The organism is Streptomyces sp. NPDC020747 (assembly GCF_044334695.1).
GTDB lineage: Bacteria > Actinomycetota > Actinomycetes > Streptomycetales > Streptomycetaceae > Streptomyces.
The window spans coordinates 73,538-94,447 of sequence record NZ_JBIRTJ010000019.1 but is presented as its reverse complement, the minus strand read 5'-3'; the positions used below and the strand labels follow the sequence as shown (position 1 = coordinate 94,447).

Below are 20,910 nucleotides of genomic sequence, written 5' to 3'. Positions count from 1 at the left end.
ATGGCTGCTAGCTTCTCCGCTTGGCAGAGTCATTCGCGGCCCATGAGTTGGGCGAGTAGTGCCACCACTGCAGTGGCTCCCACCAAGGCTGCGCCGACTTCGGGTGCATGCAGCGTCACGGCGACGACGAGGGCTCCGACCAGCAGGAGGACTACGAGGCGCACGCTGATCTGTTCCATGAGGATCTACCTTCCGTAATGGCACCGACTGGATTGTGCATCCAGCGTGGGTGCTTCCCGGACGGCCCTGACGGCTCAAGACGATCGCTGACAGCATCAGCCAAGAACAGCCGCTGCATGACACGCATGACAGATCCTGACGCCCGTGAGTACAGGCGCCAACGCGCCTGATTTGGAAACGATGCAGAAGCACCAGGAGGAGGCAGAGATAGTGGTCGCTCAGCCGTGGAAGAGGCCCGACCTAGCTGACCAGCCTGACCTGAAGAAGCTGAACGACGAGCTCCACGATCTGAGGCTGGACGCGGGACTCCCGTCAGCCCGCACTATTCGCGACCGCGTCGGGAAGGACGCGCAAGACTACTGGATCGTGAATCACCAAGCAGTGTTGGACACTTTCCAGAAGCCAGACTTACCGCCGTGGGGCCGCCTTGAGTTGATCGCCCGTGTCCTGGCCGAATTCGCTCGACACAGCGACGTAGACGCCCAAGTTGATCGTTTCAAGGCTCTGTGGAAGCAGGTCGTCAGGGAAACGGTCGCCCAAGCATCCGTACACCCTCCGGCAGATACCACAGCATCCGCCGGAGACGGTGACGTGAACGACGCGACTGCCCCTTCCGAGGGCTTGCCGAAGCAGGACACCGGGGCCCCAAGTGGGCAGGCAGCAGAAGAGCCACCAGCCGGCAAGGAGGAACCGACCAACGCCAGCCAAGACTCTGCGCAGTTCAACTACGCGCATGAGTCATTGAAGGGACTGATCCTCAACGCGGCGCAGGCTCTTTGGCACGACAAGGACGCGTTGAGAGTGTTCCTTGGTGTAGTTCGCCGTAGTGAAGGCTTCGTCAGGATGGCTGACGCCGCGGAGGAGCAACGGCCGGCGAACGCGACGTTCTACGGAGTGAAGAGCAGAGAGTTCGAGGTGGACCGCTCCCCGGCGCGGCTGGAGTTGGTCACGCTGCATCGCCGCCTTGATGAACACAGGCTGAAGCGCAAGTGGTCCTTCACCGATATGGAGGAGCAGACGGGGATCTCGTCGGATGCGTGGATCCGCTGGTACACCCACGATGAGCTGCCCGAGCGGGAGGCACTTGTCGCGTTCTCCCACATGGCGAGCCTGACGCAAGAGGATCACGTCCTGTTGCTCGGCCTGTGGGACGCAGCCCATGACGCGTTGGAGGCGCAGAAACGCTCTGCCTCTTTGCCGTCCAACATCAGCTTCGATGAAGCGTGGACCAAGCGCGATCCGGAGGCACCGAGGTTGTGGGCATTGGCGGGTGTCGGGGGCGACAACCTGGCCGCATATGGCCCTGATCTGGCCTCCGGCACTGCTCCCGCGTTCGTTGTCGCCGGGCCCGCAAAGTCAGGTCGCTCCACGGCACTGGTGAACATCGCACGCTCTCTCCTCGCATCTGGCGCCCAACTCGCCTTAGCCACGCCCAGGCCGTCGCCCCTACGGGAGTTGGCCGATCGGGACGGCGTGGTTGCTTACTTCGATCAAGACGACATCGGGCACGACGAACTCGAGGAGGCCCTGTCAGTGGCGTCCGCTGAGCAGCCGGTAGTTGTCGTGATGGACGACGCGGAGGTCTTGGGAGAGTGCGATGCCCGACGTGTGCTGCGGAACCTGCTAGAGCATGGCTTCGAAGAGGGTACAGCGCTGGTCCTGGCAGGCGATGAAGACAAGCTCGGGCCGAGCTACCCCTGGCTGGGCAAAGCGAAGAGAGCCCACCGCGGCCTCCTGCTGTCTCCTCAGGAACGGCATGCTGGTGATTGGATCGGCATCAAGACGGGAGACTCCGTTGTCGGCCGCCCTCTCACTCCTGGCCGGGGCTGGCTCCACCTTGGGGACGGCAAACTTACGGCGGTGACAGTGCCTCGGTAACGGCTGTCCCCTGGATTGGGCGGCGCCATCTCCTCGTAGCCCGCGTCGGCTCGTCCTTCGGTGTCGTAGGCGGTGCGGAGGAGGTGGATGACGAGGACGCAGGGCGCGGCGGAGAACACGGCCCTCGACAGCGGTAAGCATCCAGGCGCGGGTCCTTCGTCCTTGACTCGGCGTCGGGTTCTTCGTAGTCGGCGTAGACGTCGCCGGGAACAGGGCTGAGTTCGGCGATGGATGTGCCACGTGCGATACCGAGGCCGGTTGAGCAGGTACCGACGGCGCCTGACTAGCAGGCGCCGGACATGCGAACGCGTTCCGGTGAGGTTCCCCGAGAAACCTCCGAAGTCGAACGTTCGCGCATGGTGTCGATGCCCACGGCTATGGCTGGCCTTCAGCGAAGGTCACCACGTAGGACGGATCGCCCGTGAGTGTCAGTGCGTTACGCCAGGATCGCTCCATGAACATTGACTTGGAGCGTGTAGCCGCGGTTCAACGGTCGGTGATCGGTGGCGTGATACTTACCGCCCTCGTGGTCGTGACCTACCGCTCCCTCGCCTGGATCGCGCGCCGAATTCCACCACTTCAGGCGTGGTGGTTGGCTTGGAATGCAAGAACTTCCGAGAAAGACATCACACCGACAACTGAGGCACTGCAACGGCTTGGTCTGGCAGGTCTGCCGATTCAGTCGTTCCGTGAGGCCGGCCAGAAGACAGCTGGGTCCGTGAAGCTCCGATACTCGCTGCTCACCTTCGTGGTCGGACTCGGTACCGGTGACTTATTGATTGCCGTGATCAAAACGATCGAGACGCAGCAGTTGCAGCCGAGCCTAACTCCATCAGCTCTCATGTTGGCCGCTGTGACACTGCCCCTCCTGACGTGGGCAGCCCAACGTAGCAAGGCCATCGCGGGTTACCGGCTGCTGCTGGCGATCATGGCCGCAATCGAGGCGTGCGATGCTGTGGCCAGTGCCGGAACGAGTGACAGGCACCAAGCGCTCCGCCACCTAGACGACACATGCTCCACCGTCCGACGCTCTCTGCTACGCGTTCACAGAATCGCCAGCAGTGTCGGTCGCGGGTCTCCACGGCAACTCAACGCCAAGCATCACGCGGCACTTGTGGTCGCCAAGCTCCAACAGGCCGAGACACAAGTGGATGCGAAAGGCGACGCCGGGATTCGAACCCTGGCCGCACTCCTGGCAAAGATCGGAAACGCGTTCGCGGCTGGAAGGGTGAGCACGCTCCTGCCCGAGCAGAGCCTGCGCGGCGCGGTTCCCGTATCAAGCAGAGAAGGGCTTCGGCTGGCGGCAGTCGTCGTTGCCGCAGCCGGAGCGTTCTGTCTCAGCGTACTGATGGGGCTTCCGGCAGGTGTCGATCTCGTTCTCGCTGGCAGTGCCGCAGTGCTGACGGCGATGGCGGTTTACGGCCCAAGGGCCGCGATCGCTAAGGCAAGCGAGATCATGAGCATTCTTCGGCAGTAGAGAGGAAGAGCCAGCAAGGCATCACAGACAGTTGACGCCACGGCAATCGAGTGGTTCCCCGGCCCAGGCCAACGACCACGGACCCGGCGTCCCCACAGGTCATAACCCTCCACAGGGAAAAGCGGGTGTCGGCAGTTCAAGTCTGCCCGCGCCGGTGGCCCCGGTCTCCCGACGATTCTCATCGCTGACGCCCCGGCGCGAGTAATGTGCCCTTGTTGCCGGAGCAGTACGGGGAGGGGCAGCAGTGGCACGGGTAGAGCATCAGCATTTCGTCGCTGTCGTAGAGCAGTTGACTGCCCGTTGGCTCCGGGGGAACGAGCGGGAGCTGCCGCTCGAGAGACGTGCAGGGCTCATCGGGGAGCGGGCCTTAGACGCATACGAGAGCGCGGGGCGGGAGGGCACGCTCCTCGACGCCGTCGCGGCGCTCGGTGCGGCTAGTGCCCTCGGCTCGGACCTTCCGGCCCTACGGAGGCGGCTCGATCGTCTCCCCGACGTGCCCGCCCCATATGCCGTGCCCCGAAGCACCGAACTTCAGGGACGAGTCGAACACGATGGGGACCGGTTGGACGAGCTGCGTGACCTGCTTCGCGTGCACACTGGCGGGGACCGAACGGCCTATCGAGCTCCTCGGCCTGCCCTGGCAGCCGCCCGTGGCTACGAGAGCGAGATTCCTAGTTTCTCTCTGCTAGTCCTCACTTGCCAGATCCGCGACGCGCTGAACGCGTCCTCAGATGAGGTCGACGACGCCCCTACCGCCGAGCACATCCAGCTCTCCGCCCTCGACCGTACCCGACTCCTCCGGTCAGTCAGCACCCGCGACACCGGAGCACTGGACCAGGCAGTCGACAGGCTACAGACGGCCATCGATTCCAGCACCGATGAGCCGCTTCCCTGGGCATGGACCTTCACCCTCGGCGATCTGGCTCAGTCCCTGCTGCTGCGCTACGAGGCTATTGGGCGATCTTCGGACCTCGACCGGGCGGTCGACAACGCGCAGGCGGCCATCCGGCTCGCTCAAGGAGCCGGTGAGCGCGACGCGTCCCTGGTGTGGACGGGCGTGCTCGGGGCCGCGCTGCGGATGCGGTACCAAGCTGAAGGTGACGTCGGCGATCTCAAAGCCGCAGCCGATTCTCTATGGGAGACCACTAACCCAACGTCACTACGCGTCGAACAAGGCGTGTGGACAAGCTGGTTGTGTGCGATCGGGGCTCTGCAGCGATATCACTACGCGCTCTCAGATGAGAGTTCCTACCTGGACAGGGCTTACGAGACCCATCTCAGCCTCGCGCGCGCACGGGCATCGCGCGATGTGCACGACATCCAAGGCGATTCCATCCCACCGGCGGTGTACGCGAGTCTCGGTTACAGCTGCCTCGCCATGTACGAACGCTCGGTCGAGCCGGACTTCCTAGACAGAGCGGCGGCCGCCCTCGATGATGCCCTCTCCCTGGCCGGTTCCGGTGAACTCGACCCGGCCGAATGGGCGGAGTGGACGGGGGCGTTCGTCACGACCCTTCGGCTCAGCTTCGAGCGTCAGGGCAGCCTCACCCGTCTGGAACGGCTGATCACTGTCCTCACCCACGCCCTGGAATCCCCCGCCCTACCGGAGTTGAGCCCGACCCGTATGGCCTGGCTCGGCACGCTCGGTGAGGCGTTGCTGTGGCGCTTTGAAATAAGCAACGCCGCATACGACTTGCGCACAGCTCGCGCTTTCCTCGGCCGTGCTCGGTCTTTCGCGGCGCTAGCCGCCGCACACTACGCCGAGTACCTGCGCGCGAGCGACCTGCGCGCTCTGGACGACGCGGTCCTGACCGCCGTCGCAGCGGTGCGCGCCGCCGTGGGACCGGACGGGGCGCACCTTCCGGCGGCCTTCGAACTCGCCCAGTGCCTGCTCGCCCGTGCCGACGTGCTGCGCGCACCGGCCGACGCAACGGTCGCCGCCGATCTGCTCAAGCACTGCTTACTGTGGTCCGATCAGCCCTCCGAAACGCTGGCGCTGCAGACCGTCGAGTACGGACGTGCCCTACTGACGGCGCACGACCTACGGACGTTTCCGGCAACTGCCCACGACGAGGACGACCCTCACGGCGTCCATGCCCTCGATACGGCAGCGATGGCTCTCATCGACGTATTGGTCGACCCCCGCTTCCACGAGAGAGCCAAGACGCGGGCCGCCAGCTTCTTGGAGCGAGCCGTGGCGCTGGCCACGGAACGCATGGCTCGTGCCGAGCGACGTGGCCAAAGGGACTACGGCCAAAGCACCGAGACCGAGGTGTGGCGCCGTGCCCGCGCTGTACTCGACGAGCGGGCCGCGTCACACGGGCGTCCTCGTCGACCGCGGACGACAGCCGAACTTCGGAACAACGTTGAGGCGATCCGCGACGAAATGCACCACCGCGTCGTTGAGGTGGTGATGGGACATCCCGGCTCCGGACCCGTTGAGCAGGCCCGACTCGTCGCCGCCGAGACGGACGTACTGGCTCGCTGGTGTTTGGAAGCCGGTGAGCGCCACGCCGCTCTGGAAGTCGTCGAGTCGGGGCGAGCCGTACTGACAGCGGCAGCGGCAGGAGCTGACGTTCTCGGGGCCCGTATCAGTCGGCTGGGACTCCGATCACTGCACGGGCAAGGGCTAGACACCGAACTAACGGTTTACTCAGACGGGAGTGCCTCGGGGTCCAGCGTCCCTTACCGCCAACTGGCCGAGATCGTCAGGGAACAGCGCCTCCTGCCCTTGCCTGAAGGCATGCGAGAATCCTTGCGCGATGTCTTCAACGACGTTGCCTCCGTACCGACCCCGGGAGACATCTCCGAGTGGTGCGGTTCCCTCGGCATTGATGCCGTGGTGCACCTCCTGGCAGGTCGGCACTGCGGATGGGCTCTGATCGTCCACCGGAATGGGCATATCACCTCGCTGCGGCTGCCCCTCCTTCTGCTGCACGCACCCGAGTTGCTGAGCTTCACGGCAGCGCACAATGAGCAGCTACGCGTTGGCGAAGCTATCAATCCACCGGCCGATTCGTCCTGGCGGAAGGCGCTTCACGGCGTCTGCGATTGGGCCTGGAAGGCAGCAATCAGGGAGCTCTACGAACATCTCACCGCGGTGGGGATTGAGGACACTCCACGTGTCGTTGTTATTCCGTCTGGAACCCTCGGCCTCGTCCCCTGGCACGCGGCCCGGCACCGTGCGAAGACGCCCGGAGGGTGGGAGCACCGCTTCGCGATCGAATCAGTAGCGTTCAGCTACGCGCCTTCGGCGCACGCTCTGTCCTGGTACACATTGCGCGCATTCCTGCCGCTCACGGGAAGCGGCGTGGTGGTCGTCGACCCAACCATGGATCTGCCGCATGCCCGACAGGAGGGCGAGGATCTATACCGCTGGTACTACTCAAAAGGACGGCGGTTCGGCGGGTCCGGCGAGCCCGGATCGGTCCCCGCCACACCCCGAGCGGTGCTGTCGGCACTGAGCGACCCGGTCGGTAGCCCCGCGCCCGCCTACCCCGTGGCCCACTTCGCCTGCCATGCGCGCAGTCGTGCTCTGGCCGCCGAGTCGCACCTCGTGCTGGCAAACGGACAACGTCTCAGCGTGTCCTCGGTCCTCGACCGGCTCCGCTGGGCGAGCCAGGGGCCGAGCCTCGGCCCGCTGGTCGTCCTGTCGGCCTGTGCCACGGCAGTACCTGGCGCTCACTATGACGGCGCGTTGAGTATGGCTACAGCGTTCGGATCGGCGGGCGCGGCGGCCGTGGTGGGGTCGCTGTGGGCGGTGGACGATGCCGCGACCGCCGCACTAATGCGGGACTTCCACACGCTGCTCAACTTGGAGGGGCTGCCGCCCGCCGAGGCACTGCGCACAGCGCAGCTGCGCGCTCTGAGGGAGGCCCGGGCGGGGACCCGAGGGAAGAAGACCAGGGCCAAAGCCCCGGCTGGAGACCCTTCGTACTGGGCCGCGTTTGTCCACCAGGGCCTTGGATACACAACGCCGCCCGAGGACTCCGTGTCCTCGGCTGTCTCTACGCTGCCGGAACGCTGGGGCACAAGCTCGGACACAGAGGCGTCAACCGACGGCCCAGGGCTTCGGCTGCCGATTTTCGCGAGCCTCCCCGGTCCGGATCCATCCGCCCTCGTCTGGACGTGCCCGGTGGCCGATTGCTCCGAAGAGGCAAACGGTGACATGGACTCCCCCTTCGACGCCGACTGCTGCCCGGTCCACCCCGGCAACGCTTTCGTCCTGGGTTAGGCGGCAATGTTGGGCGACCTGGTCAAAGGACTACTCGAGCCCATCGCGAAGCGATGGAGCGCAGTCATGGGCGGCCCTCTCCTCCTGTTCTGGCTGGCGGGCGTACTGATCATGCTGTGGATGCGCGGCTCAGGCACTCGCCTGTGCCGCACACCTGACTTCGCCGCCGACGTGCCGTGCACGATCGCCGCGCAGCGACCGTGGGGGCCTGTCGTCCTCACGGCGGCGGCAACCGCGGTCGTGGTGATGTCCGCGTGGGCGCTGACGGCGTCGGCCGGCTTCGTGCTCGAGGTGCTCGCTGGCCGATGGGGCACCTCACGGATCGCGCTCGCGTACACCCGGCACCGCATGGCCCATCATCACGCCCGCCGCAGTGACCTGGCCGCCTGGCGTCATGCCCCACCAGCTGGTCTGGCCGACGAAGACCTGGATGCCTGGAACAGCCAGAACGGTTGGCGCGCCACACGAAGGCGGGCCGCGTACGCGCGGTACCCACGGGTGAGCGACCCCCAGCACCTGCTCCCTACGGCTATGGGCAACGCGCTCGTCTCGGTGTCGGCCGAAGTACGCCGCATGTACGGACTCGACCTCGCCGTCTGCTGGGACCCATTCGTCAAGGCCCTGGAGACACCCGTCCGAGACGAACTCACCGCCGCTGCAACCCGGGTGTTTGCCCGGGTGCAGGGTCTGGTGTGTGCGGCTACCGCCGCCCTCTGGGCGATCGTGATCCCGGGCGTGCTGCCACGGCTGCTGTGGGTGGCGACGTGCGCACTGCTTGTCTGGGCCTCCCATCGTTCTCTTCGGGCCGGCGTCGACACGTACTGCCGTCACGTGACTGGCCTTTTCGTTGTTCACCGTGTTCGGCTCTACCGGGCTCTGGGACTCGCTCCGCCCGCTACGGCGCAGGACGAGGTGAACTGCGGAACAACCCTGAGCGCCGTGCTGTCCCGTAGCCTCCGCGCCAGCTCGGCATCGGTGCCGTACGAGTGGGTATCTCCAGGCGACTCGGCCGCCTAGCAGAACGGATTCAGCACACATGAGGTCGGGAAACCCCGCGAACACGTGAGAACTACGGAGAGGTGTTTGCCCAGGCAGAAGCCCCACAGTCGACATTTCCGCAGGTCAAGGACCCGCCCAAGGGAAACTCCTAAAGCGGGTGTCGCAGGTTCGAATCCTGCCGGGGGCACAGGAAAAGGGCCAGCTCGGGAGGGTTTTCCTCCCAGGCTGGCCCTTCGTTGTGTTCGAGGCGTGCCACACGCGTGCCACACGCGTGCCACTAGAGTCCACGCGGAGTCAACATCCCTAGTACTACAGCAGGCTGTTTCACGGTGAGTGAGCACGTGCGGCTCGGGCACGGTGGTGGCTGATGCGGGCCCGGACTTGGTTGCGGATGCCCCAGCGGTGCCAGTGCGTTGCCAGCCACGTGCGGTGCGGATGGGGGCGAGGACGATCCGGTCGTACAGGCGGCGAATCTCGTGCACGGTCGGAGGCCGCGTGTGGACGGCTGCGGGGGTATTGGCCGGCTCCGGTCGGCGACCGAGAAGGTCATGGCGAGCATGCACACGGTGGTGTGCCGGTACCACGAACGGCCCAGCGAGCCAATCGCCATCACGTAACGTGAACAGGCCAGCGCCGAGCGCGGGGCCGCGCTCGGCGACCACCATCGCCAGGATGATGGCGGGGAAGGCGAACACCAGGTCCACGATCCGCATCACGGTCTCGTCCACCCACCGCCCGAGGAACCCGGCGCAGGCCCCCGAGCAGCCCGCCGACCAGCCGCGATACGGCCACCGGCGGGAGTGCGAGCGGGATGGAGACCCGGGCCCCGTGGAGCACGCACCTCAGCACGTCCCGGCCCAGCCCGTCCTGCACCGCCCCCGCCGAACACCGCCCCCTGCCCGCCGACAGCCACCTCGCCCAGGCCGTCACCGTCCTGGCCCGAGCCCAGCAGAACGCCATATCGGACAGGCGTCCACAACCTTGAAAGATCGCCAACCGGTTCAACGCCGTCTGAATCTCCGTCTGCGATCACGGCGCAGACGGAGGTTGAAGATCAAATCAAGTGACTGTTTCCAACAGATCGTATGACCCTTGACGGTCGGAACTCTAATCAATACTCTCCGACCAGTTCCGCATCACTCGAGGGCCAACGACGCCCCCCATCAGCTGTGAGGAACGATGGACCTTGGCTGCGTTCGCGGGCCCGCCTTCCAGGCCACAAGATTCGTGCCGCACAGCTGTGCCTGTTCCCGTTCGGAAGAACAGCGCCGGGAGCGACTCCCCTGGCAGGCATTCGATGAGGTCATCGCATGCTTCGCCTGGCCGAGGGGCGTCACGGCCGCGAAACCTCGACGGTCGGCGCTCCCACGCCGAGCGCGACGCCGTCACATGGGCTTCACCACCCGGAAGGCGACCCGGGTAAGCCGCAGCCCCCTCATCTCATGGCGGAAGCAGGGAGCAAGCACACCCACACCGGCAATAGATCACCTGATTCCGTTCGACCTCATACAATCTCAACTGCAGCCGCCACGGCTGAGCGAGCTTGAGGATCGTCGAGAAGCGCCGACCCGGTCAGGTCTGCCCGAGCAATCTCGCCACCGTCCCGATCGCCTCCGGCGTGGCCCGTTAAATCGGCCATTGCCGGTGTCAACGGCATCTTGACCGAACAGGCGGGGCTACGACAGGTCCGCACCTGGAAACGGTGCTCACCTCAGAGGGGCATCCAGAGGCTCCGCATCTTTTTCGTCGGCTCGTCGGCGAGTCCACCGCCGGCCGCGCGGTGGGCCGCTGATCGCACGGGCGTCGTGAGGCCAACCCTCGCTTGAGCACGTGTTCACCGGCCCTCTGTCCCGCGAACTGCGGGACACGACCGCCGATGGCGGCGATACGCGCGTTCGTCGGCTGACGTCCGTGACGCGCCTATCGACTCGCGCCGGCTGCTGAACAGGACCCAGCCTTCCTGGGATCGAAGCCGTGATCGCACAGATTCACGACTGCCCGCGGGGCGCTCGACAAGGCCGGTCTCCACCGGAACGGGCGCCTGGCCTTTTCGTCGTCCCTCCATCTCGGGGCCTGCCACACGACCGCCATCGACCGGTCACGTCATGACGTCATGCACGCATTTCGGAAGGAACCCACACATGGCCAGATCCAGCACCGGCGCAGACAGCGCCGGTTCCGCTTCAAGCCTGAAGAAGGCGGAGCACGGGCTCCAGCAGCACGACCGTGACACTCTGGCGCGGGGCACTCTCATAGCGGCTGCGCTGTGCGTCTTCATGGCCCAGTTCGCACTGACCGTGCCTGCGGGCTTGAACGGTCTGTTCCAGCAGGACTTCAACACGTCGGCGTCGGAGCTGACCTGGATCAGCGCCGCCTTCCTGGTCCCGGTCACCGTCCTGGAGCTGACCTTCGGACTGCTCGGCGACCTGTTCGGACGACGCCGGCTGCTGGTCGGCGGCTCCGTACTGGTGGCGGTCGGGTGCGCGATCTGCGTCCTCACACCCGGATCCGGCACTGATCACACGACTCGGCTGATCGTGATGTGGACCGGCCAGATCATCACCGGAATCGGTGCCGCGGCGGTCATTCCGACCACCCTGGCCATGATCGCCGCGGGCACGCACACACCTCGGGCACGCGCCCGCTCCATCTCGGTGTGGGCGGCAGCGCTGTCCCTGGGAAGCGTGCTGTCGCCTCTGGCGGCCGGCCTGACCGCCCAGTGGCAGTTCGACTCGAACCCGTACTCGGGATGGCGGTGGGCCTTCCTCGTCGTCGTCGTGCTCGCCGGCGTGTCGGCAGTGCTCGCTTTCCTCCTGGCTCAGAACTCGTCGTCGCCCGAAGGCCGTTCGCTCGACTGGCCGGGACAGATCACGATCGCCCTCTGCGTGCTCGGCCTGCTCTTCGCGGTGATCCAGGGGCCGACGAGCGGCTGGGGCAGCACGGAGGTGATTGGTGGATTCGTGTGCGCGGCCGTCTTCCTCGTGGCCTTCGTCCTCGTCGAGCGGCGCTCGGCGTCCCCGCTGCTGCGCCTGGACCTGTTCAGCGACCGGAACTTCACGATCGCTGCCGTGGTGACCGTGGTCGGCATGTTCGCCTACCTCGGCACCGGCTATGTCACGAGCATCCGCCTGACCGCGATCCAGGGCTTCACCCCGCTCAAGGCCTCCATCGCGTTCATCGTGTTCAACGGGGTTTCGGCACTGATCCAGGTCCCGATCGCCTCCCGCCTCATCGAACGGTACAACCCCAAGTGGGTGCTGGGCGGCGGTCTTCTGCTCATCGCGGTGGGGGACTTCTGGATGGCGGCGATCCCGATCGGCCAGCAGTCGATCACTCCCCTCATACCTCCACTCGTCGTAGCCGGCGCCGGCGTGGCGTTCGCGTTGTCCGCCGTCACCGCCGTCGTGATCAACACCGTGCCCAACCACCTCTCCGGCATGGCCGCCGGATGGACCAGCCTGCTGCGTGACTTCGGATTCACCCTCGGCCCGGCCGTGGTCGGAGCGATCGCCCTCAGCCGGGCGGCACACGAGATCAGCGACAAGGTCGCGTCCACCCCGGCACTGAGCCAGGCACTGGACGCCTTCAACTCCTCGGCTGCGAACGCCCCCAGCGGCCAGCAGGAGGCGCTGGAGGGCGCCATCGGGGCGGTCAACTCCGGCCCGCTCGGCGCCAACGCCGTACCCGCGACCGTCCCCCTGCCCGACGGTTCGACGGTTCCGTTCAACCCGCTGAAGGAGACCGCCTTCCACGCCCTGGGCAGCGCCTACTCGCTCGGCTACCTGATCGTCGGACTGTGCGCGCTCGCGGCCGCCCTCGTCACCATGGTCCTGATCAGCGGACAGCGAACGGACACATTGATCAAGCCAGAGTCGCTGAATGACTGATTTACCGCAGACGCCGTATCCGACTACTGCTGTACGGAGCCCGGTGGCGCAGATCCCGGAAGAGGGGTGTGCGCCACCGGGCTTCGGCGTGAGACGCGCGCCAATCTCTGACGGCGTCGCTGTACACGCGCAGGTCGGCGGCCTTGCGCCCGAAGCCGGACGACACGACGAAGACCGCCCGGATCATCGTCCCCTTCGGCTCTGTGGGAGACGCCGTGACGACGTTGCTCTGCGGGTCGGCACCGGGCGGCGAACCGATAGCCGCGGACCGTGCCCAGCGACAGCCCCAGGTCGTCGGCGTAGATCTGTAACGAGGCGTCGACCTCCTCCAGGGCGGCCACCGTCTCGGCGGCCTCGCGGGACTTCCGCTCCGCCTTCTCCACCTTGGCCTTCGCCTTGGCCAACTGCTTGGAACGCCGCTTGTGCATCTTCTTGGACACCTCGTCCAGACGCTCCGGGAAGAGGCGCCCGTACGTGTCCAGGGTGAGCGTCGCGGACTTGTGGCCCAGCATCGTCTGTACGACGTTGACGTCCGCGCCACTGGCGATGGCGAGCGAGGCCGCCGTATGGCGCAGCTTGTGCGGGGTGACCTTGAGGTGCCCCAGTCCGGCCTTCACGACCGTCGGCGCGAAGAACCGCTGACGGAAGTTGCGGGCCCGCAGCGGTCCGCCTTGCGGGGTGGTGAAGAGGAGTGCCTCGTCGTCCCGCCCCTGGACGTGGGGCTTCAGCTCCTCGGCCAGGAACCGCGGGATCGGTACAGACCGACGCTCGTGGTTCTTGGGGGTGTCGAAGTAGAGCTTGCCGTTGTCCTCGACGTACGCCTCGACAATGTGCGCCCGGCAGGCGTCGAGGTCGACACGGCCCACCTTCAGCGCGGACGCCTCGCCCCAGCGCAGACCTGTGTAGGACAGCAGGAGGATGAACACGCGATAGGCGCCTGCTGCATTGGCCAGAGCGTCGACCTGCATGTCGTCGAGGTAGACGTGGTCGGTCGGGGCCGCCTTCGGGGGGGCACCCCGACGGCCGGATTGAGCGCCAGAGGACGGGACTTGACCGCGTAGCCGAGAACCTGGGGGCGGCGCATGTTGGTCGGGGTCGGCGGTTCTCCCCCTGCCGAGGCCGCCACAGGCCAGGGGCACCCGAAGGCCCCGCGGCGCCACGGGTGGGGAGTCCGTGGCAGGGCCACGTAGCGGTCCCATCACCTCGCGAGTGCGGTGGGGAAGCCGACGGCTTCCCCGGGTGATGACCACGGTGGGACGGTCGGGGAGGAGGGCGAGCGGTGACGACCGGCGAGATCCGGGCATCTGCGGGGCTTCCCGGATTCTCCCAGCCGCGTTCCCGACGATCGCCGCGACCGTGACGCCCTACCGCATGACGCCGGTTACCCGCTGCCCGCCGCCTGGGCGCCCGCTCCTCCCTCGCGCGCCCTCTCGTGTGGGCGGCTCCGGACACAGCTCGAACATGCCTCCGGAAAGCGGGGCTGGAACTGGTGCGCGGAGAACTGCTCGCGGCGGCCACGGGGCGCGGGGCCCGGCTCGAAGTCATCACCGCCCCGCCTTCCGGTGAGACGGGCTGGGTGGCAGGCGGGACGACCCACCGCTTGGCAATGCGCTGTCCTGACCCCCTGGTTATGGTTGACAGGAAGGGAGAACACAAGAACGCGTCTCTGACGGGCCCGTGGTCGGTGATGGAGCGGCCGGCAACGTAACCGCATCAGCCGTCACCGCAGGAGGCCCGCCCCGCGCAGTGCGGAGCCCCGGTCTCGGACACCGAGGCGGCCGGCGAAGGCGTGTTGGACCGCCCCTCCCCCAACGACTCCCTGCCGCACCGGCGTTGGCGTACTGAGCGCGTACAAGGTCTTCGAATATCCGGTGGCGCCGGCCTTGGTGGTCAGACATCAGGACACCCTCAGCCGTCACAGCCGGGCGTTCCGCGAGTTCGGTGAAGCGCTCAGGGAAGTGCGATACCGCGTCTTTTCCACCATGTGCTGCCTCCGAGTGACGTCCGGACCGCCGACCCGCCGCGAGCATGCCGCGAACTCACACCCATACCCCGACGAGTGACGCGTCTCCTGCCGGAGCCGGCCGACCGCGGTGGTGTTGGCCCCCGCGTCGCCCTGTTCCACACATCGTCTCTCCCCAAGCCGAAGGAACACCCCCATGGATTCCTCAGGTGGTTCGTCTGGTGGTTCGTCGTCAGCTTCCGAAGGTCCTGACCGTCCGGTCGCCGACAGCCCTCCTTTGAGCGCCGCCGAACGGGCCGAGTACGAACGGCTGCGCAACGCGGCCGGGGTGCGTCACCGACGACTGCGCTATGCGACCGCCTCCGTACTGTTGGTGCTGACCTTCCTCCTGGCTCCGCTCGCCGTGGTCGCGGCCTGGGTCGACTCCGAGGTCTCCGACACCGACCGGTACGTCCAGACCGTCGCCCCGATCGCCACCGAGCCCTCCGTGCAGAACACCCTGACCGACCGGCTCACCAAGCGTGTGGTCGACAACGTCGACGTCGCCGCCTTCACCACAGCCGTCGCCCGGACGTTGCAGCGGGAAGGGGCGCCCCCTCCGGTGGTCCAGGGCGCCGAGGCACTGACCGGCCCGCTGACGAGCGCGCTCAACTCGGCCGTCCACGACATCGTGCACAAGGTGGTGACCAGCGACCAGTTCGCCGAAGTCTGGGACGACGCCAACCGACAGGCCCACGCCGCCGTGGTCAAGGTCCTCACCGGCGAAGGCAGCAGCACCGTCCAGGCCGGCGACGGCAGCATCGACCTGAACCTCGGCACCGTCGTCGACAACGTCAAGCAGAAGCTGGTCGACGCCGGTTTCGACCAGGCCTCGAAGATCCCCGACATCGACAAGACGGTCACCCTGCTCGAAACCGACAAACTGAACGAGGCCCAGGACGCCATGCGACTGCTGAAGGTGATCGGCACCTGGCTCCCGGTCCTGGTCCTGGTCCTGGCGGCGCTGGCCATCTGGAGCGCGCCCGCGCACCGCGTCGCGCTGATGAGCACGGCCATCGGCGTCGGGGTCATGATGATCGTGCTGCTCGTCGGTCTCGCCGTGATGCGCCAGGTCTATCTGGACTCCGTCCCCACGACCGCACTGCCGCAGAACACCGCGGCCGACATCTTCGACACCTTCCTCCGCTTCCTGAAGAACAGCACGCGCACGGTCCTGGTCATCGCCGTGATCACCGCATTGGCCGCCTATCTGTACGGGCCCGGACGCGGTGCCCGCTGGGTCAAACGGGCGGCGTCGAGCGGAACCGGGGCAACAGGCCGGACCATGGCGCGACACGGCCTGCGCACCGGCGCCACCGGCCGCTGGCTGGGCACGCGCAGCAAGTGGACCACCGGTATCGCCATCGCCGGCGGCGCGCTCGCCCTGGTGCTGTGGAACTACCCCACCCCCGGCGCCGTGGCGCTCGTCCTCGGCATCGTCCTTCTCGTGCTGGTCCTTCTCGGAATCCTCGCCGCGGCCTCCGGCACAGCCGAACGCCCGGCCGCAGGCGACGCGCCGGTCATCCGCCCTGGGTGATGCCGTCCAGCGCGTGCCGGGGCTCTCCCCGAAGACATACCTCACCCCAACCACCGGAAAAGGAGCCTGAGATGGCTGAGCAACAGACAGGGGCGGGCGACGTCGCCGCCCTCGCCGAAGCAAACGCACCCGTGTTCGAGACGCTCGTCCAGATGACACTCGACACGTTCGAGCGGTCCGGGCTGGATCAGGAGACGTATCTGCTGGCACGCATAGCGGCTCTGGTGGCCATGGACGCCTCCGCCCCCTCGTATCTGCTCAACATCGGCACCGCAGCGGAAGCCGGTGTGCCGCTGGAGAAGATCCAGGGAACGCTCGTGGCGATCGCCCCCGTGGTGGGCAGCGCCCGGGTCGTGTCCGCCGCCCGCGCCATCGGCGACGCCTTCGGGCTGGAACTCCCCTCGGACGAAGAGCACTGACGCCCGGCCCACCAATGGACACCAAGGTGAACCTGGCTTACGACTTCCCGGTTCTCGGAGCCTTCTGGACGCTCATGTGGGTCTTCCTTTGGATCATGTGGATCTTCCTGCTCTTCCGCGTCGTCGTCGACATCTTCCGCGACGACTCCATGAGCGGCTGGGCCAAGACGGGATGGCTGGTCCTCACGATCGTCCTCCCCTTGCCCGTCAGGCCGCTTCGGCCGGGACCCGTCCCGCTTGGATGGCATCGACCAGGGCCTGGTGGTCCTTCTCGTTCTGGTCCGCGTACAGCTCGGCGAACGTGGCCAGCGCGCGGTCGAAGACGTCGCCGCCGCCCAGGTACGCGGCGATCGCGATCCGGTCCCCGGACCTGGCGTGGGCGCGTGCCAGCGTGGCACCGCACAGCCGGCCGAACAGGCCCATCCTCTTCGGCGACATGTTCTCGGCCACAGCGATGCCCTTCCAGTCCCGCAGCTGGCGTATGTAGAAGTCCCGCCGCTTGCCGTCGATGCCCGTGACACGTTCCCAGCCCAGGAAGATGTCACTGGTCGCCTGCATGAGGCGTTGGCCGGCGACGACGCGCTCGCCCTGCGTACCGAACGCGCTGCCTCCGACGTAAGGCGCCAGAACCGACTCGTCGGCCTCCTTGGCCTGGAGGAACAGCGGATCCTCGTCGTCCTTGCCCAGCAGCAGGATGATCCAGCAGCGGGTTCCCACACTGCCCACGCCGACAACCTTGCGGGCTATGTCGGCGAGGCGATAGCTCTCCAGCAGGAACCGGCGGTCCGTCTGCAGGGTCTGGCCGTAGCGCTCGATCAGCCGGCTGATCTCCTGCTCCAGCCTGCCGCGTTCGGCGTCCGGCAGCAGATCCTGAAGCCGGACCAACAGCGGCGGATCGGGAGCGATCTGGCGCCTCCCGTCGATGACGTGCGTGAGCTTGTCGAAGACCTGCAGCGTGCCGTGCGCGCGGGCCCGCTCCCGGGCTTGTTCCCAGCGATCGCGCTGCCCGGCGCTCAGTACCGGGGCGAACTGCTGCGCAAGCTCGTCCGCGTCGAAGCTGGTGTACCAGACGTCGAGATTGCCCAGTCCGGCGTAGCTCCGCATGCGCTCGCGGTAGGACTCGACGGCCGCCCGCACCACCGACGCACGTTCCTTGGCGCTGAAGCCGTTCGCCCGGCCCGCGATGACCAGACTGGCGGACAGGCGTTTGACGTCCCATTCCCACGGTCCGGGCAGGGTCTCGTCGAAGTCGTTGATGTCGAACATCAGGCGGCGTTCCGGTGAGGCCAGCAGCCGGAAGTTCAACATGTGCGCGTCGCCGCAACACTGCACCCTGATCCCGCTGCGCGGCGTCTCCGCGAGGTCCGCGGCCATGATGGCGGCGGCCCCGCGGTAGAAGCGGAACGGCGCCTCACTCATCCTGCCGTAGCGGATCGGTACGAGTTCTGGCACCCGCGTCGCGGACTGCTTCTCGATGATCTCCACCGGGTCAGGGCGCTTCGGCGGGGGCCTGAACTCGGCGTGGCTGGACCGGGGTACGTCGGCCCGCGCGGCCTTGCCGCGGGCGACCCGATCCTGCGGGGTGAGGTGCCGTGTCTGGTCGCCGGAGAGATGGTTGTCGTTCATCGCGGACGCTCCACTATGTGGTGGCCGACGCGCAGGGCGTTGGCCATGGCCGTCAGGAACGGATCGACTGCTCCGATGCTCGGGGCGGAAGCTCACGCCGACTGCATAGAGGTCGCCGAGGCCGTGGGCCTCGCCGTTGACGTCGAGCGCGGAACCGGCCGGGTCGCTGCCACAGCGGACGGTGACGGTGCTACTCCGGCCCCGCCGAATGAAATAGGCGCATCCACTTGCAACCTATCTCCGGACGGTGCTCCCGACGACTTGGACCAACCTCGCCGCCGCGCGCCCAGGGAGCACGGTGGGCGCGGTCAGGTTCACGACTGGCGCGAGCATGCGAAGCCAGGGTAAGCAGCCAGGGCCCGCGGTCCGCGTCGTCCAGGGCGTGCCGACGGTCATCCAGGCGATTCGCATCCGATCGCGTACGGCGTCGTGAGCCGCTGGTCGGGACGCGAGGTGGTTCCCCCGTCGGATGGTGGAGTCATGAACCAGCACCACCAGTCTTCTCGGACGATCGACATCGACACCCGGCTCGTCAGGACCGGTGCCGTGCTCACCGCGGCCGGTGCCGCCGTGGCATGTGCCGGTCACGGAAGATATCGCCCCTGACGCGGAAAGGAAGCACCAGCCAGATCACGCCCAGCGTGATCAGCGCGACTGTCCAGAATGCGCCTAGCAACGGATAGTCGCAGGCCAGATTCACGGCATTCATCATGTTCCTCATGATCACTCCGGATTCCCGGCCCGCGCCGGGTCCGAGGCGGACACACCACCCGGTGCGGGTGAATCCGTCCGCCCGTACACCGCTCCTCAGATATCGCTGCTCCCGTCCAGGACAGGGCGAGCGGCCTCGCGGATCTTGCCCATGGCCGGGGCGATGCGGGCGGTGCTCGACGGGAGCGATCGCCGTGAGAGCGCCCTGCGCGCGTTCTGCGCGCATGCCGATCGGGTCCTTGACGCCGAGGTCGCGAAAAGCGCCGAGCCGGTGCGGCAACCGGCGCGGCGATACACACCGCAGGCTGGTTTCCGGGTCCAGGCCCCGACCGCTCGTAAGGTTCGCCGGCTTCGCCTCGCTCCGGCGGACGAACCAGCCGGCACCCCAGGCCGGCAGCGAGCGTGCGGACGGGCGAGGTCTCTCAGCGGGCTCGCGGCTACTGCCGACGTGGCCCCGGTTCCTGCCCCGCCTCCGGGGCAGGAGGAGGTGTGAGCCTCGCCGTCGCGACGTACGAGACCACGACCGCGACGATCACCAACGGCATGACGGTGAGCCCCTGCGACCCGATCAGCAACGTGGCGAGCAGGACGGAGACCAGCGGAAGTCTCAGCATCGCGGCGCTCATCGCTCCGATACCCATCGCGAACCCCGCGACCAGGCTCAGCCCTGGCAGGTGGGAGAACAGGATGCCGCCCGCCGCTCCCACGAACATCGCGGGAAAGATCGGGCCTCCCCTGAAGCTGCTGAGCGATGCGCAATAGGCCAGGCTCTTGCACAACACCAGCAACAACAACGCCCCGACCGAATACGCGGCGCTGTGCGTGAGGAGTGGGTCCAGCGCCGCCTGCCCCGAGTACAACACGTCGGTCGCTTCTTTGTCGGTGCCCTCCGCGTAGGCGATTGCCAGCCCCGCCACGACCAGGCCCATGAGCACGGTGGCCGGCACCCGTCGCTGCTCGACCTGCGTCTTGAGCCGGACGGCGAGCCATCGGATTCCCACGCCCATGACCGCGGCTGACAGTCCGATGACCAGAGCCCAGACGAATTCCGCCGCTGTCGGGTGCGTGGCCTCGGGTACGTCGTGCAGTGCCAGCGAGTAGGTTCCCAGCCCGGTCCAGTTTCCCAGTCCGACGAAGATGAGTGCGCCGATGCCCGCGGCCAGCAGGCCGGGCACCAACACCAGCGCCATCATCGGCCCACCCAACCCCGAGGCTTCCATCAGGAGGAATGCACCGAGCAGGGGTGACCCGAGCAGCGAGCTGACGGCCGCGAAACTGCCCGCCGCGCCCAACACCGCGCTCACCTGCTCCGGGGGATTGCGTTTGACCATGCGCACGGCGCCGGCGCCGAGTCCGCCGCCGAGCGCCAGGAGAGGGGACTCGGGCCCGAGGACAGCCGCGAAGCAGAGCGTCGCCAGGGCGGCGAAAAAGATGCCGGGCAGCTCGATGGGTGTGGGCGCACCGGCGGCCTTGAACCCGGCTGTCGGTTCATGGCCGCCGTGTCCCGGCAGGTACTGAATCGTCAGTCCCGCGAGCAGTCCCCCTACGGCGAGCAGCGGCAGCGGCCACCACGGTGGGGTTCCGTCGAACCCCAGCGACTTGGGCAGATCCGTGTAGATCAGTGGCTGAAGTTCGCCGACCAGTGCGAGGAAGCCGAACGCCGCCGCGGACACCGGCACGCCGATCAGCGCGGCCAGTACCAGGAGCACCAGGTACTCGCGGCTCCGAAGAAGGGTCTGCGGGTCTGGGGGTGACGCGGCCTCGGGTCCAGCCTCGGCGACCGGCATGCGCATTGTCTCCTCGCTACGCGGACCCCTTCGGTGGTCTCACCGGTCGCTTTCAGCGAACCTGAAACGCCCCGCCACCTGAAGCCGGCGGCGCGGTTCCGAGCCTGGCACGCCGTTCCCATACGGGCATTTCAACGCCGCCCATGCGGGTAACTCCGACTCGTCACCCTTGA

The 20,910-nt window shown here is 67.2% G+C and carries 13 protein-coding genes and 1 pseudogene; 9 read left to right on the top strand and 5 right to left on the bottom strand.

Annotated features, from left to right (window positions below):
- Positions 1-29: 29 nt before the first annotated feature.
- On the bottom strand, positions 30-179 hold the full coding sequence (locus ACH4YP_RS39395) for a hypothetical protein (protein WP_398495855.1): 150 nt from the start codon (positions 177-179) through the stop codon (positions 30-32).
- Positions 180-324: 145 nt separating this feature from the next.
- Here ACH4YP_RS39395 and ACH4YP_RS39390 point away from each other — a divergent pair, with 145 nt between their 5' ends.
- The 6 genes from ACH4YP_RS39390 (at position 325) to ACH4YP_RS39365 (ending at position 12,655) form a co-directional block, all read left to right on the top strand.
- Positions 325-2,058, top strand: a complete 1,734-nt coding sequence (locus ACH4YP_RS39390; RefSeq protein WP_398495853.1) for a hypothetical protein — start codon at positions 325-327, stop codon at positions 2,056-2,058.
- 454 nt (positions 2,059-2,512) lie between these two features.
- Entirely contained in the window at positions 2,513-3,535 is a 1,023-nt protein-coding gene (locus ACH4YP_RS39385; RefSeq protein WP_398495851.1) for a hypothetical protein, read from the top strand.
- Positions 3,536-4,097: 562 nt separating this feature from the next.
- Positions 4,098-7,769 (top strand): CHAT domain-containing protein, encoded by a 3,672-nt coding sequence (locus ACH4YP_RS39380; RefSeq protein ID WP_398495849.1) that lies wholly within the window; start codon positions 4,098-4,100, stop codon positions 7,767-7,769.
- Between the two features lie 6 nt (positions 7,770-7,775).
- Positions 7,776-8,786, top strand: coding sequence for a hypothetical protein (locus ACH4YP_RS39375; RefSeq protein ID WP_398495847.1), 1,011 nt, complete (start codon positions 7,776-7,778; stop codon positions 8,784-8,786).
- A 793-nt stretch (positions 8,787-9,579) separates the two neighbouring features.
- Positions 9,580-9,753, top strand: a complete 174-nt coding sequence (locus tag ACH4YP_RS39370) for a hypothetical protein (protein ID WP_361052071.1) — start codon at positions 9,580-9,582, stop codon at positions 9,751-9,753.
- Positions 9,754-10,909: 1,156 nt separating this feature from the next.
- Positions 10,910-12,655: an MFS transporter gene (locus ACH4YP_RS39365; protein ID WP_361051772.1), complete on the top strand. Its 1,746-nt coding sequence runs from the start codon at positions 10,910-10,912 to the stop codon at positions 12,653-12,655.
- Between the two features lie 23 nt (positions 12,656-12,678).
- Here the strand turns inward: ACH4YP_RS39365 and ACH4YP_RS39360 are convergent, their stop codons facing one another.
- A complete protein-coding gene (locus tag ACH4YP_RS39360) occupies positions 12,679-13,623 on the bottom strand; it encodes a site-specific integrase (protein ID WP_361051769.1) in 945 nt (314 codons plus the stop codon).
- A 1,272-nt stretch (positions 13,624-14,895) separates the two neighbouring features.
- Here ACH4YP_RS39360 and ACH4YP_RS39355 point away from each other — a divergent pair.
- The 3 genes and pseudogenes from ACH4YP_RS39355 to ACH4YP_RS39345 all read left to right on the top strand — a co-directional run.
- Complete coding sequence (locus ACH4YP_RS39355) at positions 14,896-16,194, top strand: hypothetical protein (RefSeq protein ID WP_398495844.1); 1,299 nt, start codon at positions 14,896-14,898, stop codon at positions 16,192-16,194.
- A 71-nt stretch (positions 16,195-16,265) separates the two neighbouring features.
- Complete coding sequence (locus ACH4YP_RS39350) at positions 16,266-16,613, top strand: carboxymuconolactone decarboxylase family protein (protein WP_361051763.1); 348 nt, start codon at positions 16,266-16,268, stop codon at positions 16,611-16,613.
- A 14-nt stretch (positions 16,614-16,627) separates the two neighbouring features.
- Positions 16,628-16,813, top strand: a pseudogene (locus ACH4YP_RS39345) (SHOCT domain-containing protein); the annotation flags it as partial.
- Between the two features lie 7 nt (positions 16,814-16,820).
- Here the strand turns inward: ACH4YP_RS39345 and ACH4YP_RS39340 are convergent.
- From ACH4YP_RS39340 to ACH4YP_RS39330, 3 genes are all read right to left on the bottom strand, one after another.
- Positions 16,821-18,239, bottom strand: coding sequence for a DUF2252 domain-containing protein (locus tag ACH4YP_RS39340; RefSeq protein ID WP_361051760.1), 1,419 nt, complete (start codon positions 18,237-18,239; stop codon positions 16,821-16,823).
- A 550-nt stretch (positions 18,240-18,789) separates the two neighbouring features.
- Complete coding sequence (locus tag ACH4YP_RS39335) at positions 18,790-18,951, bottom strand: hypothetical protein (protein ID WP_398495842.1); 162 nt, start codon at positions 18,949-18,951, stop codon at positions 18,790-18,792.
- Between the two features lie 436 nt (positions 18,952-19,387).
- Positions 19,388-20,737, bottom strand: coding sequence for a chloride channel protein (locus ACH4YP_RS39330; protein ID WP_398495840.1), 1,350 nt, complete (start codon positions 20,735-20,737; stop codon positions 19,388-19,390).
- Positions 20,738-20,910: the final 173 nt, after the last annotated feature.